The 20828-nt window shown below is 65.6% G+C and carries 19 protein-coding genes; 7 read left to right on the top strand and 12 right to left on the bottom strand.

Translation table 11 applies throughout. The features are described from left to right. Window positions 1-40: 40 nt before the first annotated feature. From rlmB to ACNEOT_RS05975, 5 genes are read right to left on the bottom strand one after another with little or no spacing between them, the layout of a single operon-like run. Complete coding sequence (gene rlmB, locus ACNEOT_RS05995) at window positions 41-1024, bottom strand: 23S rRNA (guanosine(2251)-2'-O)-methyltransferase RlmB (protein WP_415972932.1); 984 nt, start codon at window positions 1022-1024, stop codon at window positions 41-43. Continuing rightward, window positions 1024-2439 (bottom strand): cysteine--tRNA ligase, encoded by a 1416-nt coding sequence (gene cysS, locus ACNEOT_RS05990; RefSeq protein ID WP_415972930.1) that lies wholly within the window; start codon window positions 2437-2439, stop codon window positions 1024-1026. Before cysS ends, rlmB begins: the two co-directional genes overlap by 1 nt. Window positions 2440-2462: 23 nt before the next feature. Beyond that, the gene (gene ispF, locus ACNEOT_RS05985) at window positions 2463-2927 is read right to left on the bottom strand and encodes a 2-C-methyl-D-erythritol 2,4-cyclodiphosphate synthase (RefSeq protein ID WP_415972929.1); all 465 of its coding nucleotides are present in this window, start codon (window positions 2925-2927) and stop codon (window positions 2463-2465) included. Between the two features lie 10 nt (window positions 2928-2937). Next, window positions 2938-3603 (bottom strand): 2-C-methyl-D-erythritol 4-phosphate cytidylyltransferase, encoded by a 666-nt coding sequence (gene ispD, locus ACNEOT_RS05980; protein ID WP_415972927.1) that lies wholly within the window; start codon window positions 3601-3603, stop codon window positions 2938-2940. Window position 3604: 1 nt separating this feature from the next. After that, a complete protein-coding gene (locus ACNEOT_RS05975; RefSeq protein WP_027494344.1) occupies window positions 3605-4093 on the bottom strand; it encodes a CarD family transcriptional regulator in 489 nt (162 codons plus the stop codon). Between the two features lie 288 nt (window positions 4094-4381). Here ACNEOT_RS05975 and ACNEOT_RS05970 point away from each other — a divergent pair, with 288 nt between their 5' ends. The 3 genes from ACNEOT_RS05970 to disA all read left to right on the top strand — a co-directional run bounded on the left by ACNEOT_RS05970 (window position 4382) and on the right by disA (window position 7658). Continuing rightward, on the top strand, window positions 4382-4993 hold the full coding sequence (locus ACNEOT_RS05970; RefSeq protein ID WP_415972924.1) for a hypothetical protein: 612 nt from the start codon (window positions 4382-4384) through the stop codon (window positions 4991-4993). A gap of 54 nt (window positions 4994-5047) precedes the next feature. Beyond that, entirely contained in the window at window positions 5048-6445 is a 1398-nt protein-coding gene (gene radA, locus ACNEOT_RS05965; protein WP_415972922.1) for a DNA repair protein RadA, read from the top strand. A 127-nt stretch (window positions 6446-6572) separates the two neighbouring features. After that, window positions 6573-7658, top strand: a complete 1086-nt coding sequence (gene disA, locus ACNEOT_RS05960; protein ID WP_415972920.1) for a DNA integrity scanning diadenylate cyclase DisA — start codon at window positions 6573-6575, stop codon at window positions 7656-7658. On the opposite strand, the gene ACNEOT_RS05955 is transcribed toward disA, so the two are convergent. From ACNEOT_RS05955 to ACNEOT_RS05945, 3 genes are all read right to left on the bottom strand, one after another. Continuing rightward, window positions 7655-8530 (bottom strand): SCO6745 family protein, encoded by an 876-nt coding sequence (locus ACNEOT_RS05955; protein ID WP_415972918.1) that lies wholly within the window; start codon window positions 8528-8530, stop codon window positions 7655-7657. The two genes, disA and ACNEOT_RS05955, sit on opposite strands and share 4 nt — an antisense overlap. 15 nt (window positions 8531-8545) lie before the next feature. Beyond that, window positions 8546-9283 carry a hypothetical protein gene (locus tag ACNEOT_RS05950; protein WP_415972916.1) on the bottom strand — a complete coding sequence of 246 codons (738 nt, stop codon included), beginning with the start codon at window positions 9281-9283 and terminating at the stop codon, window positions 8546-8548. 91 nt (window positions 9284-9374) lie between these two features. Further along, entirely contained in the window at window positions 9375-10001 is a 627-nt protein-coding gene (locus ACNEOT_RS05945; protein ID WP_415972915.1) for a carbonic anhydrase, read from the bottom strand. A gap of 89 nt (window positions 10002-10090) precedes the next feature. Between ACNEOT_RS05945 and ACNEOT_RS05940 the strand changes: the two genes are divergently transcribed. After that, a complete protein-coding gene (locus ACNEOT_RS05940; protein ID WP_415973668.1) occupies window positions 10091-10975 on the top strand; it encodes an A/G-specific adenine glycosylase in 885 nt (294 codons plus the stop codon). Here the strand turns inward: ACNEOT_RS05940 and ACNEOT_RS05935 are convergent. Both ACNEOT_RS05935 and ACNEOT_RS05930 read right to left on the bottom strand, forming a co-directional pair. Beyond that, window positions 10972-11781 carry an alpha/beta fold hydrolase gene (locus ACNEOT_RS05935; RefSeq protein WP_415972913.1) on the bottom strand — a complete coding sequence of 270 codons (810 nt, stop codon included), beginning with the start codon at window positions 11779-11781 and terminating at the stop codon, window positions 10972-10974. The genes ACNEOT_RS05940 and ACNEOT_RS05935 overlap by 4 nt on opposite strands. A 5-nt stretch (window positions 11782-11786) precedes the next feature. Then, complete coding sequence (locus tag ACNEOT_RS05930) at window positions 11787-12524, bottom strand: alpha/beta fold hydrolase (RefSeq protein ID WP_415972911.1); 738 nt, start codon at window positions 12522-12524, stop codon at window positions 11787-11789. 52 nt (window positions 12525-12576) lie between these two features. On the opposite strand from ACNEOT_RS05930, the gene ACNEOT_RS05925 reads away from it, so the two are divergent. Further along, complete coding sequence (locus ACNEOT_RS05925) at window positions 12577-12888, top strand: antibiotic biosynthesis monooxygenase family protein (protein ID WP_415972910.1); 312 nt, start codon at window positions 12577-12579, stop codon at window positions 12886-12888. A 16-nt stretch (window positions 12889-12904) separates the two neighbouring features. On the opposite strand, the gene ACNEOT_RS05920 is transcribed toward ACNEOT_RS05925, so the two are convergent. After that, window positions 12905-15217: a putative bifunctional diguanylate cyclase/phosphodiesterase gene (locus ACNEOT_RS05920; RefSeq protein WP_415972909.1), complete on the bottom strand. Its 2313-nt coding sequence runs from the start codon at window positions 15215-15217 to the stop codon at window positions 12905-12907. Between the two features lie 276 nt (window positions 15218-15493). Between ACNEOT_RS05920 and ACNEOT_RS05915 the strand changes: the two genes are divergently transcribed. Together ACNEOT_RS05915 and ACNEOT_RS05910 are read left to right on the top strand one after the other, a co-directional pair. Next, window positions 15494-16681 (top strand): lipase family protein, encoded by a 1188-nt coding sequence (locus tag ACNEOT_RS05915; RefSeq protein WP_415972907.1) that lies wholly within the window; start codon window positions 15494-15496, stop codon window positions 16679-16681. 65 nt (window positions 16682-16746) lie between these two features. Then, window positions 16747-18072, top strand: a complete 1326-nt coding sequence (locus ACNEOT_RS05910) for a serine hydrolase domain-containing protein (protein ID WP_415972905.1) — start codon at window positions 16747-16749, stop codon at window positions 18070-18072. Between the two features lie 167 nt (window positions 18073-18239). On the opposite strand, the gene ACNEOT_RS05905 is transcribed toward ACNEOT_RS05910, so the two are convergent. Next, window positions 18240-20780 carry an ATP-dependent Clp protease ATP-binding subunit gene (locus ACNEOT_RS05905; protein ID WP_415972903.1) on the bottom strand — a complete coding sequence of 847 codons (2541 nt, stop codon included), beginning with the start codon at window positions 20778-20780 and terminating at the stop codon, window positions 18240-18242. Window positions 20781-20828 lie beyond the last annotated feature (48 nt).

Raw genomic sequence — 20828 nt, 5'->3', positions numbered from 1 at the left:
AGGGGTGTGAGGTTTGCAGAAAGGGTGTGAGGTCCGCGCTTCAGCCTCGACGCTGACGCGCGATGTCGGCCAGCACGACGCCCGCTGCGACGGATGCGTTGAGGGACTCGACCGGCCCGGCCATCGGGATCGACAGGATGTGATCGCAGGTCTCGCTGACCAGGCGCGAGAGGCCCTTGCCCTCGGATCCGACGACGATCACGACCGGACCTTTACCGTCGAAGGTGTCGAGTTCGGTGTCGCCGCCCGCGTCGAGGCCGACGACGGTGACGCCCTTGGACTGCCAATCCTTCAGTGTGCGAGTCAGATTCACGGCACGGGCGATCGGCAGGCGGGCTGCGGCGCCGGCGCTGGTTCGCCACGCCACCGCGGACACGCTCGCACTGCGACGCTGCGGGATCACGACGCCATGGCCGCCGAAGGCCGCCACCGATCGCACGACGGCACCGAGGTTGCGGGGGTCGGTGATGTTGTCCAGAGCCACCAACAACGCAGGCTCCTGGTGGGTGCGCGCGTTCGAGATCAGATCGTCGGGATGCGCGTAGCGGTACGGCGGCACCTGCAGGGCCAGGCCCTGGTGCAGTCCGTTGGCGCTGAGCTTGTCCAGATCCGAGCGAGGTACCTCGAGGATGGAGATGCGCGCATCGCCTGCGCGCTGTACGGCTTCCTTGAGCCGATCGTCACTGTCGGTTCCGACGGCAACCCACAGCGCCGTGGCGGGCACGCCTGCGCGCAGGCACTCGACCACCGGGTTACGTCCCAGAACTACCTCGGGACCGTCTTCGGCCTTGCGTCCGGCCGGTCGTCCGCCCGCGCGGCCACCGGTGGCACCGCCGCGGTTCGTTGCGGACTTCTCGGCGAGCTTGGCCCGACGCGCGGCGGGATGCTTGGTGCGCTCGGAGGCGGGAGGCGTCGCGCCACGTCCCTCCAACCCCTTGCGGCGGCGGCCACCGGAGCCGGCGACCTGCCCCTTCTTGGTGCCGTCCTTGCGGATTGCGCCGCGCCTACTCGAATTGCCTGCCATCACAAACCTGCTTCGTCGGTCTTGCTCGTACCCAACGACCATTCCGGCCCGTTGGGTGTATCTGTCACGTCGACTCCGGCCTTGGCCAGTCTTGTCCGTATGTCGTCGGCGGCGGCCCAGTCCTTGGTCGCCTTCGCCGTTGCTCGACGCTCCAGCTCGGCCTCGACCAGGACGCCGAGGGCGCCCAGAGCTGCTGCGTCGGAACCACTGTCGTTGCTCCAGTGCGGATCGAGTGGGTCGACACCGAGGATGTCGAGCATCGCCCGCACGCTGCCCGCATACTCCACCGCTGCCGGTAGATCACCGGATTCGAGTGCGGTGTTGCCGAGTGTGACGGTGGCGTGAATCTCCGCCAACGCCTTGGGAACTCCGAGATCGTCGTCGAGGGCCTCGGCGAACCCGGTGGTCCACTTGCCCATCGGTACGTCACCGGCGCGTTCGACGGCTCGCCGCACGAACCCCTCGATGCCCCGATACGTCACGGCCGCGGTCTCGAGCGCGGTATCGGAGTACTCGAGCATCGAGCGGTAGTGTGCGCCACCGAGGTAGAACCGAAGCTCTTGCGGCCGAACCTTTTTGAGCACATTCGGTACCGAGAGCACGTTGCCGAGGGACTTCGACATCTTCTCGCCGCCCATCGTCACCCACCCGTTGTGCAGCCAGTACCGCGAGAAACCGTCACCGGCCGCCATCGACTGCGCGCGCTCGTTCTCGTGGTGCGGGAACACCAGATCCAGCCCGCCACAGTGGATGTCGAAGTCCGCACCGAGGTAGTTCTCCGCCATCGCCGAGCATTCGAGGTGCCAGCCCGGACGGCCGGGGCCCCACGGCGTCGGCCACGACGGCTCGTCGGGCTTCGCGCCCTTCCACAGGGTGAAGTCGCGGGGATCCCGCTTGCCCTCGGCGACGCTCTCGCCCTGGTGCACGTCGTCGAGCTTGTGACCGGACAGCGCGCCGTAACTCGGAAAGCTCTGCACGTCGAAGTAGACGTCACCGCACTCGTCGGCGTAGGCGTGGCCGCGTTCGATCAACCGCTGGATCATCTGAACCATCTGCGTGATGTGCCCGGTCGCGCGCGGCTCCGCAGACGGCGGCAGCACCCCGAGACGGTCGTAGGCCCAGGTGAACGAACGCTCGTACGTCGCGGCCCACTCCCACCACGGACGGCCTGCGTCGCGCGCCTTGTTCAGGATCTTGTCGTCGATGTCGGTGACGTTGCGAACGAAGGCGACGTCGTAGTCATGGGCCAGCAGCCAGCGGCGCAGTACGTCGAATGCGACGCCGCTGCGCACATGGCCGATATGGGGCTCGCCCTGCACAGTCGCCCCACACAGGTACACCGATACATGGCCAGGGACCAAGGGGGTGAATTCCCGCAGGGCCCTCGTCTCGGTGTCGTGTAGGTGAAGGGTCACGACCAGCAATGCTACCGGTGGTTTTACCTCGTCATGACAAGTGCGGTCGCGATGGCCGCGATTCCTTCACCTCGACCGGTCAGCCCGAGCCCGTCGGTGGTGGTCGCAGACACCGATACCGGCGCGCCGAGCACCTGCGAAAGAACTTCCTGCGCTTCGACGCGACGCGGTCCGATCTTGGGCCGGTTGCCGATGATCTGCACCGCGGCGTTGCCGATCGCGAATCCGTCTGCGTCCAACAAGCGCTTGACCTCGGTCAACATGGCCGCTCCGCTGACCCCGTCCCACTCCGGACGCCCAGTCCCGAAAACCGATCCGAGATCGCCCAGACCGGCCGCGGACAGCAACGCGTCGCACAGGGCATGCGAGGCGACATCGCCATCGGAATGCCCCTCGAGCCCGTCCGCGTCCTCGAACAACAAGCCGGCCAGCCAACAGGGCCGACCGGGTGCGATGGGATGGACGTCGGTGCCGATGCCCACCCTCATGCGACGAGTCTCATAACAACGCCTTCGCCAGTAGCAGGTCGTGTGGAGTGGTGATCTTGAACGCGAGAGCATCGCCGACGATGGTGTGCACCGTCTCGCCGATGCGCTCGACCAGGCCCGCATCGTCGGTGGAGATGTCGGTGGTCGCGTCGTAAGCGCGACGCAGCACGTCGGCGTCGAAGCCCTGAGGGGTCTGTACCGAGCGCAGACTCGAGCGATCCGGGGTGCCGACCACAGCGCCCATGAGGTCGACTTCCTTGATGGTGTCGACGACGGGAAGAACCGGGATGACGGCGTGGCGTCCGGCTCGCACCTCGGCGACGACGCGGGCGATCAGCGCCGGCGGGGTGAGGGCGCGGGCGGCGTCGTGGACGAGCACGACGGCGGCGTCACCGACAGCGGCGAGACCGGCGCGCACCGAATCGGTGCGCTCGAGACCACCCGCGACGACAACGACGTCGTCGCTTACATGACGGCGGGCCGCGTCGAGCAGATCGACGGGAACGATGACGACGATGCGATCGACGACACCCGAAGCCCGGAGACCGTCGACGGACCGCGTCAGAAGAGAGTCGGCACCCAGAGCGACGAATGCCTTCGGCTCGTCGTATCCGAGCCGAAGGCCTTTGCCTGCTGCAGGTACCAGAGCGACTACGTCGCCGGCAGTACCGTTCACTCTAAGAAGCTGTAGCGAGAACTTCGTCGAGCATGGTGTCGGCCTTGGCCTGATCGGTTCCCTCGGCAAGTGCGAGCTCGCCGACCAGAATCTGACGAGCCTTGGCGAGCATGCGCTTCTCGCCTGCGGACAATCCGCGATCCTGCTCGCGTCGCCAGAGATCGCGGACGACCTCGGCCACCTTGTTCACGTCACCGGAAGCAAGCTTCTCCAGGTTGGCCTTGTAGCGGCGCGACCAGTTGGTGGGCTCTTCGGTGTGCGGCGCGCGAAGCACCTGAAAGACTTTGTCGAGACCTTCTTGCCCGACGACGTCGCGAACGCCTACGTACTCTGCGTTGTCCGCGGGAACTCGAACGGTGAGATCGCCTTGCGCGACCTTGAGAACCAGATACTCTCTCGGTTCACCCTTGATGGTGCGTGTCTCTATCGCTTCGATCAGCGCCGCTCCGTGATGGGGGTAAACGACGGTGTCTCCGACCTTGAAAATCATGTGACAAGTGCCCCTTTCGATTTACCCAGAATACCACGCCTCATATCAACGGTGCAGGTCAGGGGCACAGTGACGCCGAATCAGGGGTTGACACAGACGGATCGACGTGTATCCGGGGCCACATTCGCACGTGGGTCGCACTGCTGGTTCCACTGGTGACACGACCCTCACATGGCGTTCCGTGGATCAGTGGCAGACCCCACGAGCAGCCGGTGGACGAGAACTACTACTCTGCCTAGTGGACGAGATGGACCGAGCCGGCCCGGCACCACATGGAGGACGACCGAAGTGACTGCAATCGACACTGCGACATTGCTTGGCCGCCCTCGCAGGACGGCCACCGCCCTGGCACTTCTCGCCGGTGGCGCGCTCGCCCTCACCGCGTGCGGCGCAGGCCAGATCTCTCAGACCGCCACCCAGGTAGCCGCAGTCAACGGTAACTCCGCCGACGTCGGTGACATCCAGCTTCGCAACGTCCACGTGGTGTACCCCACCTCCGAGGAATACAGCATCACCCCCGGTGGCACCGTCGAGCTCGGCTTCACGGCCATCAATTCCAACCCGGGTGTGGCCGACGAGCTGACCGGCATCTCCTCCCCCGAGGCTCAGGTCACCATCGTCGACGAGGCGGAAGCCGGGAGCAACGAGATCGCACCGCTGACCGCGCTCGGCGCAGGTTCGCCCGCCGACGTTCAGCTCGACGACCCGCTGCTGCCGATCCAGCTGATCAAGGTCGAGATGGCCGACATCACCGAGAACGTTCGACCGGGCCTCACTCTGCCGGTCACCTTCCGGTTCGCCAACGCGGGCGAGGTCGTCGTCAACGTTCCCATCGATGCCGGGCACGAGCTCGAGCGCTCGGAAGAAGCCGTTTCCGAGCACAGCGGCGGCGGGCACTGACCGCTCCGGTCCAGGTCATCCGACCCTGTCGGTGCCGATCGTTAGGCTCTCGACGTGGTCAAACTGAAGTCGAGCTACCGATGCTCTGCATGCCATCACTCGGTCTCGAAATGGGTCGGCCGCTGCCCCGAATGCGGTAACTGGGGCTCGATGGACGAGGTTCAGGCCACCGCCGCTCCACTGGCGACGCGGGCCGGCGCATCGGCTCTTCGCTCCGGCGGCGGGGCCATGATTCCCACCACGCCGGCGGCGGCTCTGACGACCATCAGTAGCGCCACCTCCCAAGCCAACACCACCGGAATCGACGAGTTCGACCGCGTGCTGGGCGGCGGTCTGGTTCCCGGTTCGGTCGTACTCCTCGCCGGCGAGCCGGGAGTCGGCAAATCGACGCTGCTCCTCGAGGTCGTGCACCGGTGGGCCCGCTCGGCACCGGATCGCCGCGCGCTCTACGTCACGGGCGAGGAGTCGGCGGGTCAGGTGCGGTTGCGCGCCGACCGCACCGGCGCGGTACACGAGCGAGTCTTCCTCGCTGCCGAGTCCGACCTCGCCACGGTGTTCGGCCACGTGGAACAGGTCAAGCCGAGCCTGTTGATCGTCGACTCGGTACAAACGATGCTCGCCGCGGACGTCGACGGCGTCATCGGCGGGGTCACCCAGGTCCGCGCCATCACGAGCGCGCTGACCACGCTGGCCAAGACCACCGGGGTTGCGGTGCTGCTCGTCGGGCACGTCACCAAGGAGGGCGCGGTCGCCGGCCCGCGCTCGCTCGAGCACCTCGTCGACGTGGTGCTCAATTTCGAGGGCGACAAACACTCCACCCTGCGGATGATCCGCGGCGTCAAGAACCGGTTCGGTGCCTCGGACGAAGTGGGCTGTTTCGAGTTGCGAGAAACCGGCATCGTCGGCATCAGCGATCCGTCCGGGCTGTTTCTGCATCACCGAAACGACGCCGTCCCCGGTACGGCGGTCACCGTCACCATGGACGGCAAACGGCCGCTGCTGGCCGAGCTGCAGGCACTGATCGTCGACACCGCGATGCCGTCGCCGCGGCGCGCAGTCAGTGGGCTGGACCACGCCCGCGTGGCGATGATCCTGGCTGTTCTCGAGCGTCGGTGTGGAGTGAAGGTGTCCAAGGCCGAGGTCTACGCGGCGACTGTCGGCGGAATGCGCACCAGCGAACCGTCGGCGGACCTCGCCCTGGCTGCGGCGGTGGCATCGGCGGTTCGCGATCAGCCGCTTCCCGCGGGGATGGTGATTCTGGGCGAAGTGGGTCTGGCAGGCGAGGTGCGCCGCGTGGCCGGTTTGGGTCGCCGGCTCGCCGAGGCCGCCCGGTTGGGCTTCAACTACGCCATCGTCCCCGAGGACGCCGGTCCCATCCCGGACGGCATCAAGGTCAAGACCGTCACCAACGTCGGCGAGGCACTGACCTACACGCGTATGCGACCCGTATGACACCGGGCAGTACGCTTTCTCAGGCTGCCCGCATGTAACAGCGCAGTATTCTTTGTCGGGCTGCCCGCATGTAGCAGCGCAGTACTCTTTAGTCGCACGAGATCACAAGACACGAGGGGGGTTGGCCATGGAGGGCACCACGCCGTCCCCAGCGTTGCGTGAGGCCATCGCCCGGCTCGCACCGGGAACCGCCCTCCGCGACGGTCTGGAGCGAATCCTGCGCGGCCGCACCGGCGGCCTGATCGTCCTCGGCTACGACGACGAAGTCGAGGCGATCTGCGACGGCGGGTTCGAGCTCGACGTCGAATTCGCACCGACCCGGCTCCGCGAGTTGTCCAAAATGGATGGCGCAGTGGTTCTTTCGACCGACGGCAAGCGCATCGTCCGCGCGAATGTGCAGCTCGTACCCGATCACAAGATCCCCACCGTCGAGTCCGGTACCCGCCACCGCGCCGCCGAGAGAACCGCCATGCAGACCGGCTATCCGGTTGTGTCGGTGAGCCAGTCGATGAGCATCGTCAGCGTCTACATCGGTGGCATCCGACACGTCGTCGAGGGCTCGGCCACCATCCTCTCGCGCGCCAATCAGGCCGTCGCGACTCTCGAACGCTACAAGGCCCGGCTCGACGACAACACCCGTCAGCTCTCGGTCGTCGAGATCGAGGACTTCGTGACTCTGCGCGATGCCCTGACCGTGGCACAGCGGCTCGAGATGGTGCGGCGAGTGTCGGTGGAGATCGAGCAGAACGTTCTCGAACTCGGAACCGACGGCAGACAGCTCGCGCTCCAGCTCGAAGAACTGTTGGGCGACAACGACGTCGATCGTCAACTGATCGTCCGCGACTATCTCGCCGGCAACGAACCGTCGAGCACCACCGGGGTCGAGAAGGCGCTTGCCGCACTGGACAAGCTGACCGACGTCGACCTGCTGGATCTGACGACGCTGGCCCGAGCCTTCGGCTATCCCGCGACCATCGAGGCCCTCGACACCCCGATGAGTCCCCGCGGGTATCGGGTACTCACCCGAGTCCCGAGGTTGCAGTTCAGCCAGATTCACCGACTCGTCGGCGCGTTCGGCACATTGCAGGGGCTGCTCGCAGCCACCGCCGCCGACCTGCAATCGGTCGACGGTATCGGCGGACTGTGGGCTCGGCACATCCGAGAGGGCTTGTCCCGCTTGGCCGAGGCGTCGATCTCCGGACCCTACGACTAGGACGCCTTCTTCTTCGTCCCCGGCAGGAAGCCTGCGTCGATCACGGCTTTGACGTAAGGCCGTGCGCTGGCGATCAACTGCTCGGCGTCTCGAACGTTCTTCCACACCGCCGACGCCATGATGTCGGTGCGATCCTCGATGTGCTGATCGAGCGCGACGCCGTCATCGGTCAACGTCTCGCCCTCGGCAGAGACGGTGAGCAGGCCGCGGGCAGCGAGTCGTTCTGCGGCAGAACCCCATTCGCCCTCGGACCACTGCCTGGTCAGCTGCGTGATGCGTTTGCCGAGCGCACGACGGCCGGGCTGCGGGGTCTGCCGGTCGGCCTCGTGGAAGACTGCGGCCTCGACCGCGTCGAGTTCTGCGTCGATCAGTGCGGCGAGATGTCCGTCGCCGCGCCATTCGCGTAGGACGGTGATCGAGTGCCAGAGCGCGAGATGCGGTACCTCGGGTCGAGCGGCGGAGTGCCACGCGGCGGCGAGCGGTCGGCCCGCGAACGAGGCGGTGTCGCCGATATCGCCCAGACGGCCCGCCAACGTGGCGAGCGCAGGGTCGTCCGCCAGGGAGCCGAGTGCCGTTCCCAGAACGGAGTCGAGCATGGTCCACCGACGAGCCGACACCGTCTCGAGACCGACGGCCACGGCGGCAGGCCACGCAACCTCGATCAGTGCCGGATTGAAGTTGTAGAACGCAGCCGCAACGACGCTCGGCGCGCACGGACCCATCGGGGCCGCCCGAGCCCCGACGTACCAAGCGTGACCGTCGAGGCCTGTGTCCTCGTACGCCGATCCCAGTTCGGGATTGAAGTATGCGGTGACGTGGAAGGGTTCGAGCGTCTTGTAGGCGGCGCGGGCCAGAGCTGTCGTGGTCGTCATGAGAGTCGACCGTACTCAGCTGGTGATGTTGAACGGCTCCGGCACGCTCTTGAGCTCACCGAGCTGCGCGATCGCCTGGTAAGCACCCACGCCGACCGGCACTCGCTCTTCGCCGCAACCGGGCACCGAGTTGGTGCCGGACCACTTGACCGTGAAGCCGGCCTGCTCGCCGGGCTTGAAGGTACGCAGGTCCGACGCGGCGTTGGGGAAGCAGTCGATGTTGGACCAGATGCGCTGATTGTCGAGGGTGTAGACGAGCGCCTGCTGGAGCCCGGCACCGACGTCGCGCTGGCATTCGGTGGAACCGATGTTGGTGATGACCACCGTGAACACGGGCTCTTCGCCCAGACGGTATGTGGCCTTTTCCGGCGTCACCTTGATCGCGAGCGATTGGTCCGGGCACTGATTGGAGATCACGGGAGCCGGGGCACCACTGGTGGTCGCCGCTGCGGAACCACCGGCCGCAGAGTCCGTGCCTCCACCCGAGCCGCCGGAACCACCCGAGCCGCCACCGGAAACACCCGAGCCGCCGGAATCACCTTCGGTGGCCGAAGAGCTGGGTGACGGCAGAGCCGAAGTCGTAGCCGGTGCCGCAACGACGCCGGCGGGAGCGGCCTCGGTGTCGTCGGAACCGCCACTGAGCGAGGCGATGAACCACACGATCAATCCGAGAACGACGACGGCCGCACCGATGGCGAGCGCGCGGCGTCGCCAGTAGATTTCGGGAGGCAAAGGCCCGGTCGGTTCCAACACGAGCCAACCGTATGCGGCCGAAGCCGCGCTATCCCTGAGCCCACGCGGCGTGTCGCGCCGTCGAACTCACCGGGACAGGATCCGGGTCGGTTCAGGCGGGCACTTCGCCGATGTCGCCGATGACCTCACGTAGCTGCGCGTGGCCCTTCGACAGCTGGTAGGTGAGACCGACGATGGCGAGTTCCCCGGCTTCGACCTTGTCCGCGACGACGCGCGAGCGCTGCATCAACAGATTGCCGGTCTCCTCGACATGCCGTGCCTCGAACTCGTCGATGGCCTCGTAGCCGTCGCGGCGGGCAGAGAGCACCGACGGGGTGACGCGTTCGACGACGTCGCGGATGTAGCCACCGGGCACGTCACCACTCTCGAGGGCGTCGACGGTCGCCTGAACCGCGCCGCAGTGGTCGTGGCCGAGTACCACGATCAGCGGGGCGTTGAGCACGGCAACGCCGTATTCGATGGAGCCCAACACCGCGGAATCGACCACGTGACCGGCGGTACGTACGACGAACATGTCGCCGAGACCCTGGTCGAAGATGATTTCGGCAGCAACTCGCGAGTCGGCGCAACCGAAGAGGATGGCACCGGGGTGCTGAGCGCTCTCGAGGCGAGCACGGTCCTCGATGCCCTGCGACGGGTGCAGGACCTCTCCGGAGACAAACCGTTGGTTGCCTTCCTTGAGTGACTTCCAGGCAGCAATCGGATTCGAAGCAGGCATGAATTCATTGTGCACGTGCGTCGAGCTACCAGCGAGTCGGGTTGGCTACTGTGGGGAACGATCACAGCGACAACCGGAAGGGCGACCAGTTGCCGATCGATGCCGACGCTCTGCTCGGGTGGTTCGACTCCGACGGACGCGATCTGCCGTGGCGTCGTCCGGGAGTCAGCGCATGGCAGATCCTGATGAGCGAGATCATGCTGCAGCAGACACCGGTGGTGCGGGTAGCGCCCATCTGGGAGCAGTGGGTGCAGCGTTGGCCGGTGCCCTCGGCGATGGCGTCGTCCTCACAGGCCGAGGTGCTCCGCGCGTGGGGCAAGTTGGGCTATCCGCGTCGGGCACTGCGGTTGCACGAGTGCTCCCGGGTGCTCGCCGAGGAGTACGGCGACGAGGTGCCGAGCGACGTCGAGACGCTGCTGGGCTTGCCCGGCATCGGTGCCTACACCGCCAGAGCGGTGGCATGTTTCGCTTACGGTCAGCGAGTTCCTGTGGTGGACACCAATGTTCGACGCGTCCTCGCGCGAGCGCTGCACGGCAACGCCGAGCCCGGAAACCCCTCCACTACAAGGGATCTGGCCGACGTCGAGCAGCTGCTTCCGGAGAACGTCCCGCGCGCCGCCCGCCACTCGGCGGCGCTGATGGAACTGGGTGCGCTCATCTGTACGGCCAAAAATCCGGCGTGCCTGCTGTGTCCGCTGCCCGAGTGCGCCTGGATCGAGGCCGGCAGACCTGCCCACAACGGGCCTGCGAAGAAGGTCCAGAAGTTCGCGGGCACCGACCGTCAGGTTCGCGGCAAGCTGATGTCGGTACTGCGCGAGAGCACCGGCCCCGTCGAGCGGGCTCGGCTCGACATCGTCTGGCCCACCGATCCGACACAACGCGACCGAGCTCTCGATTCGCTACTGACCGACGGACTGATCGAACAAACCGAATCGGGATTGTTCGCACTTGCAGGCGAGGGTTCGGACAGCTAGGACGCCAGAAACTCCACGAGCGCAGCGTTGACCGCGTCGGGTCGTTCGAGGTAGCCGAAATGGCCGGTGTCGGCGATTTCGACGTAGTTTGCTCCAGGTATCGCATTGGCCACGTCGCGGCACTGCTGCACCGGAATCAAGCGATCGTCGGCGAATCCGACGACGAGGGACTTGACCCTGATCGACCGGTACGCCGCCAATCGATCTGTCCCGGCGCGCATTTCGAGTCCGATCTGCGCGCGCATGCCCGCAGTCCTTCTGCCACCGGAGTATTCGAGGATCGCCAGCCAATCGCCGATCGCAGCGTCGTCGGCCAGCGTCTTCGGTGAAAAGTTCTGCATGGCAGTCATCGCCGCGCGGTACGAAGCCGGGAGTTCGATTCCGGCATCGTGAAGATCCTTCTCGCCCTTCGACAGTTGCTCACGGAAGGTGCCGGTTTTGCCGTAGGTGGCCATCATCACCGCATGTGACACCAGATCCGGCCTGGCCAAAGCCAATTCCTGGGTGACGCGCGCACCCATCGACGTGCCCACGACGCGTGCTGCGCCGCCGCCGAGGTGCTCGATGAGGGCAGCGGTGTCGGCCACCAGGTCGTCGAGCGTCATCCCGCTCGCACACTCGGAAGACGGTGCGATTCCGCGATTGTCAAAGGTGACGACCCGGTATCCCTGCTTCACCAGGACCGGAACCTGATGCGTTCGCCACACGCGGCCCGGACTACCGGTGCCCATCACCAGCACCACGAGCGGGCCGTCGCCCGTGACGTCGTAGTTGAGGTCGATTCCGTTGAGCTTCGCGAGCGGCATTCGGATCACTCTAGTGCGCGCAGAAACTCCTCGACCGCTGTGCGATATCGCTCCGGTTCCTCGTCGTGAATCAAGTGCGCCGCCTTGTCGATCCGCACGTACTTCGATCCGGGTTTGCGCACATGCATCTGCGTCATCTGGCCGGCCGGGGTGATGGTGTGTTCACCCTCGATCAGCAACACCGGAGCGTCGACGGCATCCCACTGGTCCCAGAAGTGCCGCGTCCCCCACCCCTGTGAGATCGCCTCGAAGAAGTCGACCTCGCCGTGCAAACGCCACCCGTCGGCACCGCGCTCGAAGGAATCCAGAAAGTACTGTCCCGCAACGTCTCCGAAGAACGCTCGCACCGCGTCGGCGTCGGGAAAGGGCTGCGGCCACGCCCTGATCATCGCAGCCCAGTCGTCTGCGGTACGGCCTCGGAAGTCAGGAGCGATGTCCTCGACCACCAGCGCGGTCACCAGGTCGGGACGCTGCGCGGCCGCGCACCAACCGTGCAGTGCGCCCATCGAATGACCGATCAGCACGCTCGGCCCCAGTGTGTCGAGGTGCTCGAGCAGGTCGGCCACGAAGGATTCGGTCGTGAGTTCCGTCGGCGGCGGGCGACGGTGGCCCGGAGCGTCGTAGGTGTGCACGTGTCCGAATTTCCTGAGCCATGGAACCTGCCGACGCCAGGTGGCCGCACTACCCATCAGCCCGTGCAGCAGCAGAATCGAACGGCCGGATCCACCCTCGTCGTAGAGCATCACCGTCGAGCATATCGGCGGAGAAACCGCACGGCGGCGTAGTCTCTCGAGAATGGCCATTGTGAAGATCAACGCGATCGACGTACCCGAGGGCGCAGGTCCCGAACTCGAGAAGCGCTTCGCCGCGCGTGCAGGCTCGGTCGACGGCTCCCCTGGCTTTCTCGGATTTCAGCTGCTGCGGCCGGTCAAGGGCGAGTCACGCTATTTCGTCGTCACCCAGTGGGAGGACGAGGAGTCGTTCCAGGCCTGGTCGGCCGGGCCGTCGAGGGAGGCTCACGCCGGAGCACGCGCTGCAAAGCCTGTCTCCTCGGGAGCATCGCTGCTCGAATTCGAGGTCGTACTGGACGTACCTGCCCCGTCCTGAGACCGGGCGAGTCCGCTCAGATGCGTTCGCGAGCGAGCTCCCACTCCAGTTTGGTCGGCGTTTCCGAATTCAGTTTCGCCACGGCCTCGGCCAAGAATTCGGCGGGCATCGGCCTGCCCAGGAAGTAGCCCTGAGCACCGTCGCAGCCCAGTTCTCGGAGTGCATTCAACGTGCCCGCGTCCTCGACCCCCTCGGCCATCACCCGCACCCCGATGCTTCGAGCCAGGTCGATCGTCGAGCGCACGATCGATGCGTCGGTTTCGTCGGAGTTCATCTTCGACACGAACGAACGGTCGATCTTGAGCGTCTGCACCGGCAGGCTCTGCAGGTAGGTCAGCGAGCTGTAACCGGTGCCGTAATCATCGATCGCAATGGTCACGCCCAGGCTGCGCAGCGACGTCAAGGCATCCACCGAACGCACCGGATCGGTCATCGCGGTGGTCTCGGTGACCTCGAACTCCAGCGCATGCGCAGGAACCGAATATTTCGCCAGCGCGGCTGCGACCTGTTCGGTGAGCGTCTCGTCGAGCAGATTCCGAACCGAAAGATTCACCGAGACGGCCAGATCGACGCCACGTCGCCGCAACGCACTGCACTGTGCCAACGCCTCGTCCAGTACGAGTGCGGTGATGGCAGGCAACATTCCGGTGCGCTCGGCGTCGGGCAAGAACATCGACGGCCCGATCAAGCCCTCGCGGGGGTGCAACCACCGCAGCAGGGCTTCGACGCGATCCACACGGCCGGATTCCAGATCCAGGCACGGTTGGAAGAACACTCGAAGCTGATGGTCACGAATTGCCGTGTCCAGCTCCCCCAGCAATCGCATCTGGTCGTGGCGGTCGCGATCCATCTCGGGTTCGTAGCGACCCACGCGGGTGTGGCCCGCTTTTGCGGCTGTCAACGCCACGTGGGCACGCTGAAGCATCGCCTCGCCGTCGACGGGACTCGCAGCCGGCTGCTCGGCACCGATCGAGCTCCCCTCGGGCCTTTCGGTGTCCGCGATTCCGACGGTCGCGTCTAGTGCCACGTTGATGTCGTGCACGAACATCGTCCTGCTGACGGCGAACTGGAGTCGCTCGGCCGCGTCCGAGACATCGATTCGGGCGGGAAGTCGGCGCATAGCGACGACGAACTGATCGCCCCCGAGTCGTCCCACCAGGTCATCGGCTCTAACCGACGCGACGAGGCGATGGCCGATCTCGCGCAGCACGCTGTCTCCCACGCTGTACCCGAAGGTCTCGTTGATCTGCGCGAAGCGATCGATGTCCACCACCAGCGTGAAGACATCGGCGTCCCCTCGGGTTGCCAGCATCGTGTCCAACCGCTCCCGGAGTAGTCGGCGACTGGCAAGTCCGGTGACCGCATCAGTGCGAGCTACGTCCTCGAGCACCGCGGCCTGCAGGCGCAACGTGTTCAGAAAGCACACCATCCGGCCCCCAACGAGGGCGATGACCAGCGCCGAGGCGATCACGATCACCCAACCCCATTGCTCGACGGGTACTCCGCGGGCCAACTGCACAGCCATCACCAGCGGTGTCACGGCAACCGCGATTCCAAGTCCCGCAAATCTGGTCCGCCCGAATTTGAACGGACTCGACCGGTCGATCCGAGCGACCGTCCGGTCCGGGACATGCAGGGCGATAACGCCGAAGCACACGTAGGCCGCCAACCAGAGTGCATTCGGCAGCGTCGATCGGTAGAGCTCGGACGTGTTCACCGCTGCGTAGGACGAGAAATCGGCCGCCACGAGGAGCACGACGCCTGTCGCGGCGGCGAGAAACGGAACCGTCGTCGAGCGAGTCAACAGGTACAGACTGCCGACGAGAGTCACCAGAAACGCATCGACGGTGAGGTAGGCGGTGGCCGGCCACAGTGCCATTGCCGACGACAGCGACCACGTCGCGTTGTCCGAGATGACGAACACCCAGGTGGCGAGGCCGAAACCGACTGCAACCACGAGGCATTCGAGTAGCTCCTCGATTCCGAACACGAGCCCGTTCTCGTCGGCGGCCCGGGCGAAGCCGACCGCGATCACCAGGTAGCCCAGCAGGTAGAAGACGTCGGACGAGGAGAACGTCGACACTTGAGCGCCGCTGAGCTGCGCCATCGCGATCAGCGCATCGCCGACACCCCACGAGCCGACGCCGACGGCCATGTACTTCCACGTCCGCTTGTCCGGCCCGGGCTCCTTCGAGTAGCGGTACACGAAGGCGGCAACTGTGGCCAGGAGCACGATTGCGTAGACAGCATCTCTGGGTAATCCCTGCGGGGCGATCACGTACGCGACCAGCGAAACCACACCGAGGCCGAGGAAGCGCGTCCACAACATGGTGGGGCCGATCCTTCCTAGGCCGGTCGGTGCGTACCCCGAACGTACGCATCAGCCGATCGAACCCGACGTTTGACCACAATTCGTTGCCGAATCACCCGAAGATGGGTCGAGTAACGAACTATTTCAAACCTGACGATCGTTCGCCAGTCTCACATCGGGCAATTCGTACGTTCCCTTTTGATGTCGACCCCCTACAGGACCGATTCTCAGGCTAACGTCACCTCCGGTGGCGGGCCATCGAGTGCGGGAATCTCGACCAGAAGGGTGCGACAGGTGACGAAGTCCTCGCGAGCGATGGCGATCACGGCGGCCGCAATCGTGTCGATCCTGGGATGCTCGACGCCTGTCGCCGTGGCCGGGCCCCTGACGGACTTCTACGACGCGCCGGTGGCAACGACAGAACCCGCGGTGCCCGGCGAGGTGGTCCGCAACCTGCCCGTCAATTCGCCCAAGGGATTCGGGCTCGGCTTCGACATCGAACGAATTCTCTATCGGTCCACCGACACTCACGGCGACCCCATGATCGTCTCCGGCTACACCATGACCCCGACGGCTCCGTGGACCGGCCCCGGCCCCCGGCCGGTGATCGCCTACGCGCCCGGCACCTCCGGCATGGCCGACCGCTGCGCCGGATCGGCAGTGCTCGGAACAGTCGGCTCGTCCCCGGCCATCCTCCCGCTGCTGCTGGCCGGCTATCGCGTCGTCGCGACCGATTATCAGGGCCTCGGGACACCCGGCGGACACACCTACCTGAACCGGATGGCCTCGGGCCATGCGCTGCTCGACGCAGCCAGGACCGCAGACGTCGAACCTTCGACCCCGGTGGTGCTGTTCGGCTACTCCGAAGGCGGGTTCGCGTCCGCATCCGCTGCCGAACTCGCCCCCACCTACGCCCCGGAACTGAACATCCGGGGAGCGTATGTCGGTGCACCACCGGCAGATCCGACGCTCAACATCGACACACTCGACAACACCGGCCTCGGCAGCGCCGTGCTCTTCGCCGTCGACGGGATGATCAACGCCTACCCGGAGCGGGCCGAGAGCATCCGCGGCCTCTTCGACTCCGACGGGCTCGCCGCGCTCGACGCAGCACAGAACTGGTGCACCACCGACCCCGCAGCCAACGACATCGTACGAACGAGCGAGCTCACCCGCGACGGCCGACCACTCACCGAGCAGCTGAGCAACCCCGTTCTGGCGGCGGTGGCCGAGACCGACACCGTCGGGCGCATCGCCCCCGTCGTGCCGGTCTACCTCGCGCATGCGGTCGCGGACGACACCGTACCCGTCGAGCAGAGCCGCACCCTGCTCCGGCGCTGGCGGGACCTGGGCGCGGACATCACCTACCGCCAATACGATCTCCCGGCCATCCCACTGGAGGGCGCGAACCACCAACCCGGAGCCTTGGCCGCGTACAACGACGTGATGCCCTGGATCGCCGACCTGATTCACAGGAGCTGATCTCAGGACAGAATTCAGGGTCTTCACCGAGGCGTCGATCCCGGAGAGCTTGATTCACTCCACCCATGCGCATTTTGCACGCCCTGCTCACCGTCGCAACAGTCCTGACCGCAGGCTCCCCCACCCCGCCGGACCCCGGCATGGCGTCGGACATCGGGGTTGTGGCCGAAGAGCTCGGTTTGCCGGGGGTGGCGTTTCGGGTCGTCTCCGATCGCGACGTGATCGAGGACGTCGAGTACGGGGTGGACGGCGACGGAGCGCCGATCGAGCGCAGCACGCCGTTCGTGTGGGGTTCGGTTTCGAAATCGGTGACGGCGGCAACGGTGTACTCCCTCGCCGAACATCAGGCCGTCACCCTGAACTCGACCGTGAATTCGATTCTGCCGGAGAGTGATTCGTTTGTTCCAGCTGACGTCACGATCGACGACCTGATTCACCACACCAGCGGACTCCCCCACGACGTCACCGAACTGGACGCGTGGGGACGGACCGAACGAGCACTCGACGTCGTACCCACCCTGGACGTCACCGCGGCCGACCGCGGCACCTTCGGCTACTCGAGCCTGAATTACCTACTGCTGCAGGCGATCGTCGAGAAGGTCACCGCCGAACCGTTCGCCGACGTCGTGGCCCGCGAGACCGGAGTGCACACCGCCGGCACCGTCGCTCCCGGCCACGTACCGTTCTTCACGTTTCCCCGGAGCATCGATACCGGAATCGACTCTGCTGGAATGGGTTACGGCTATCTGAGCGGATCCATCGACGAGCTGTCGCGCTACGCATCCAAGCAGCTGACTGCTCCGGCGTCGAACAGTCCCGATACAGTGCCCACGGGTTCGGGCACGGCATACGGATACGGGTGGTACGTCGAAACGCTGCCCGACGGTACCGAGATGCGTTGGCATTCCGGGGCTGTGCCCGGGTACTTCACTCATGTCGCCCTGTTTCCGGAACGCCACCTGGCGGTCGTGTTCGCGACCAACCGATACGGCGAAGTCGAAGCCGACGCACTTGCCTCGGCGGCCCGGTCCCTCGCACTCGCACGAGTCGGCATCGACGAGCCCCGCACCTCGGGCCTCGGTCTCTACGAGATCGCAGTGATCGCGTCGACGGCACTCGCGGTGTTGCTGGCGATCTGCGCGACGCGAATACTGCTGGGATTCCGGACAGCACCCGGTCGATGGGCACCTGCGCGCATAGTTGCCGCCGTCGCCGCCGGAGGGTTGCTGTACTTCCTTCTGCCCACGCTCGCCGGAGCACCGATCTCGACCCTGGCCCGCTGGGCTCCCGATATGGCGCTGCTGTTCTGGATCGTGCTGGCGGAACTTGCCCTCATCGCTGTTGCCCTCGGCGCTCGGGTCTTCCGTCAATGGACCACTGCACACGTCTGACCGTTGCAACGGTCCATTCACGCCCGACCTCTACCTGCGTGAATGGACCGTTGCATACGTCTGGGCGGTGCAAGGGTCCATTGACGCGAACGGGCGGGTATGCGGGCGGACACACAACAACGGGCGACCCTCCGAAGAGGATCGCCCGTTGGTGTTACTGGTGAAACTTACTCGCCGTCTTTGTCTCCGGCGGCCTTGGCCAGATCGACCGGGACCTCGTCGGGGACGATGATGGCCTTCTTCTCACCGCGGAAGGTGAATTTCGCGTCCTCGCCTGCGCCTTCGCCGTCCCAGTTCTCGACGTCGACCAGGATGATCTGGCCGGCCTCGATTTCGCCGAACAGGATCTTCTCCGACAACGCGTCCTCGATCTCGCGCTGGATGGTGCGACGCAGTGGCCGCGCACCCAGTACGGGGTCGAATCCGCGCTTGGCCAGCAACGACTTGGCCTTCTCGGTGACCTCGATTGCCATGTCCTTGTTCTTGAGCGCACCCTCGACTCGGTTGAGCATGAGATCGACCATCTGGATGATCTCGTCTCGCGTGAGCTGGTGGAACACGACGATGTCGTCGATACGGTTCAGGAACTCGGGCCGGAAATGCTTCTTCAGCTCGTCGTTGACCTTGAGCTTCATCCGCTCGTAGTTCGAGCCAGTGCCTTCACCCGAGGAGAAGCCGAGACCGACAGCCTTCGAGATGTCTGCGGTACCAAGGTTCGAGGTGAAGATCAGCACGGTGTTCTTGAAGTCGACCGTGCGTCCCTGTCCGTCGGTCAGACGACCGTCTTCCAGGACCTGGAGCAGCGTGTTGTAGATCTCCGAATGGGCCTTCTCGATCTCGTCGAACAGAACGACGGAGAACGGCTTGCGGCGGACCTTCTCGGTGAGCTGGCCGCCCTCTTCGTAGCCGACGTATCCGGGAGGAGCACCGAACAGGCGCGACGCGGTGAAGCGGTCGTGGAACTCGCCCATGTCGATCTGGATCAGTGCGTCGTCCTCGCCGAAGAGGAAGTTCGCCAGAGCCTTCGACAGCTCGGTCTTACCGACACCGGACGGGCCGGCGAAGATGAACGAGCCCGACGGACGCTTCGGGTCCTTCAGACCTGCACGGGTACGACGGATCGCCTTGGAGACGGCCTTGACTGCCTCGACCTGCCCGATGATCCGCTTGTGCAGCTCGTCTTCCATGCGGAGCAGACGAGTGGTCTCTTCCTCGGTGAGCTTGAAGACGGGGATGCCGGTCCAGTTTCCGAGGACCTCGGCGATCTGCTCGTCGTCGACCTCGGCGATGACGTCGAGGTCACCCGAGCGCCACTGCTTCTCGCGCTCGGCGCGCTGACCGACGAGGGTCTTCTCCTTGTCGCGCAGGTTCGCAGCCTTCTCGAAGTCCTGAGCGTCGATGGCCGATTCCTTCTCCCGGCGCGCGTCGGCGATCTTGTCGTCGAACTCGCGCAGGTCTGGCGGCGCGGTCATCCGGCGGATGCGCATCCGCGCGCCCGCCTCGTCGATGAGGTCGATTGCCTTGTCGGGCAAGAACCGATCGTTGATGTACCGGTCGGCCAGCGTGGCGGCCGCGACGAGTGCACCGTCGGTGATCGAGACGCGGTGGTGAGCCTCGTAGCGATCGCGCAGACCCTTGAGGATCTCGATGGTGTGCTCGACGGTCGGCTCGCCGACCTGGACGGGCTGGAAGCGACGCTCGAGTGCGGCGTCCTTCTCGATGTACTTGCGGTACTCGTCGAGGGTGGTGGCGCCGATGGTCTGCAGTTCGCCGCGAGCCAGCTTGGGCTTGAGAATCGACGCTGCGTCGATGGCACCTTCGGCCGCACCTGCGCCGACGAGCGTGTGCAGCTCGTCGATGAACAGGATGATGTCGCCGCGGGTGTTGATCTCCTTGAGCACCTTCTTCAGGCGCTCCTCGAAGTCACCGCGGTAACGGCTGCCGGCCACGAGCGAGCCGAGGTCGAGGGTGTAGAGCTGCTTGTCCTTGAGCGTCTCGGGGACCTCGCCGTTGACGATGGCCTGAGCCAGGCCTTCGACGACTGCGGTCTTACCGACACCGGGCTCGCCGATGAGGACGGGGTTGTTCTTGGTACGACGCGAGAGCACCTGCATCACGCGCTCGATTTCCTTCGCGCGACCGATGACCGGGTCGAGCTTGCCTTCGAGCGCGGCCTGGGTGAGGTTGCGACCGAACTGATCGAGGACCAGTGACGTCGACGGGGTGCCCGCCTCGCCGCGGCCGCTGCCGCTCTCGGACGGCTCCTTGCCCTGGTAGCCCGACAGCAGCTGGATGACCTGTTGGCGCACACGGTTGAGGTCGGCTCCGAGCTTGACCAGAACCTGAGCTGCGACGCCTTCGCCTTCGCGGATCAGTCCCAGCAGGATGTGCTCGGTGCCGATGTAGTTGTGGCCGAGCTGCAGTGCTTCACGCAGACTGAGCTCGAGTACTTTCTTGGCGCGCGGGGTGAACGGAATGTGACCGGACGGAGCCTGCTGACCCTGGCCGATGATCTCCTCTACCTGGCTGCGTACTCCTTCGAGGGAGATGCCCAGCGACTCGAGAGACTTGGCTGCGACGCCTTCGCCCTCGTGGATGAGGCCGAGCAGAATGTGCTCCGTGCCGATGTAGTTGTGGTTGAGCATCCGGGCTTCTTCTTGAGCCAGGACGACAACACGCCGCGCGCGATCGGTGAACCTCTCGAACATCGCTCTCCCTCACTTCTTGGCGGGTGGTAGCTCGCCCACCAGTTCTTC

The organism is Rhodococcus sp. 077-4 (assembly GCF_047782425.1).
GTDB lineage: Bacteria > Actinomycetota > Actinomycetes > Mycobacteriales > Mycobacteriaceae > Rhodococcoides.
Note: the sequence above shows the minus strand (reverse complement) of the source record. Positions and strands in the feature narration are given on the sequence as shown.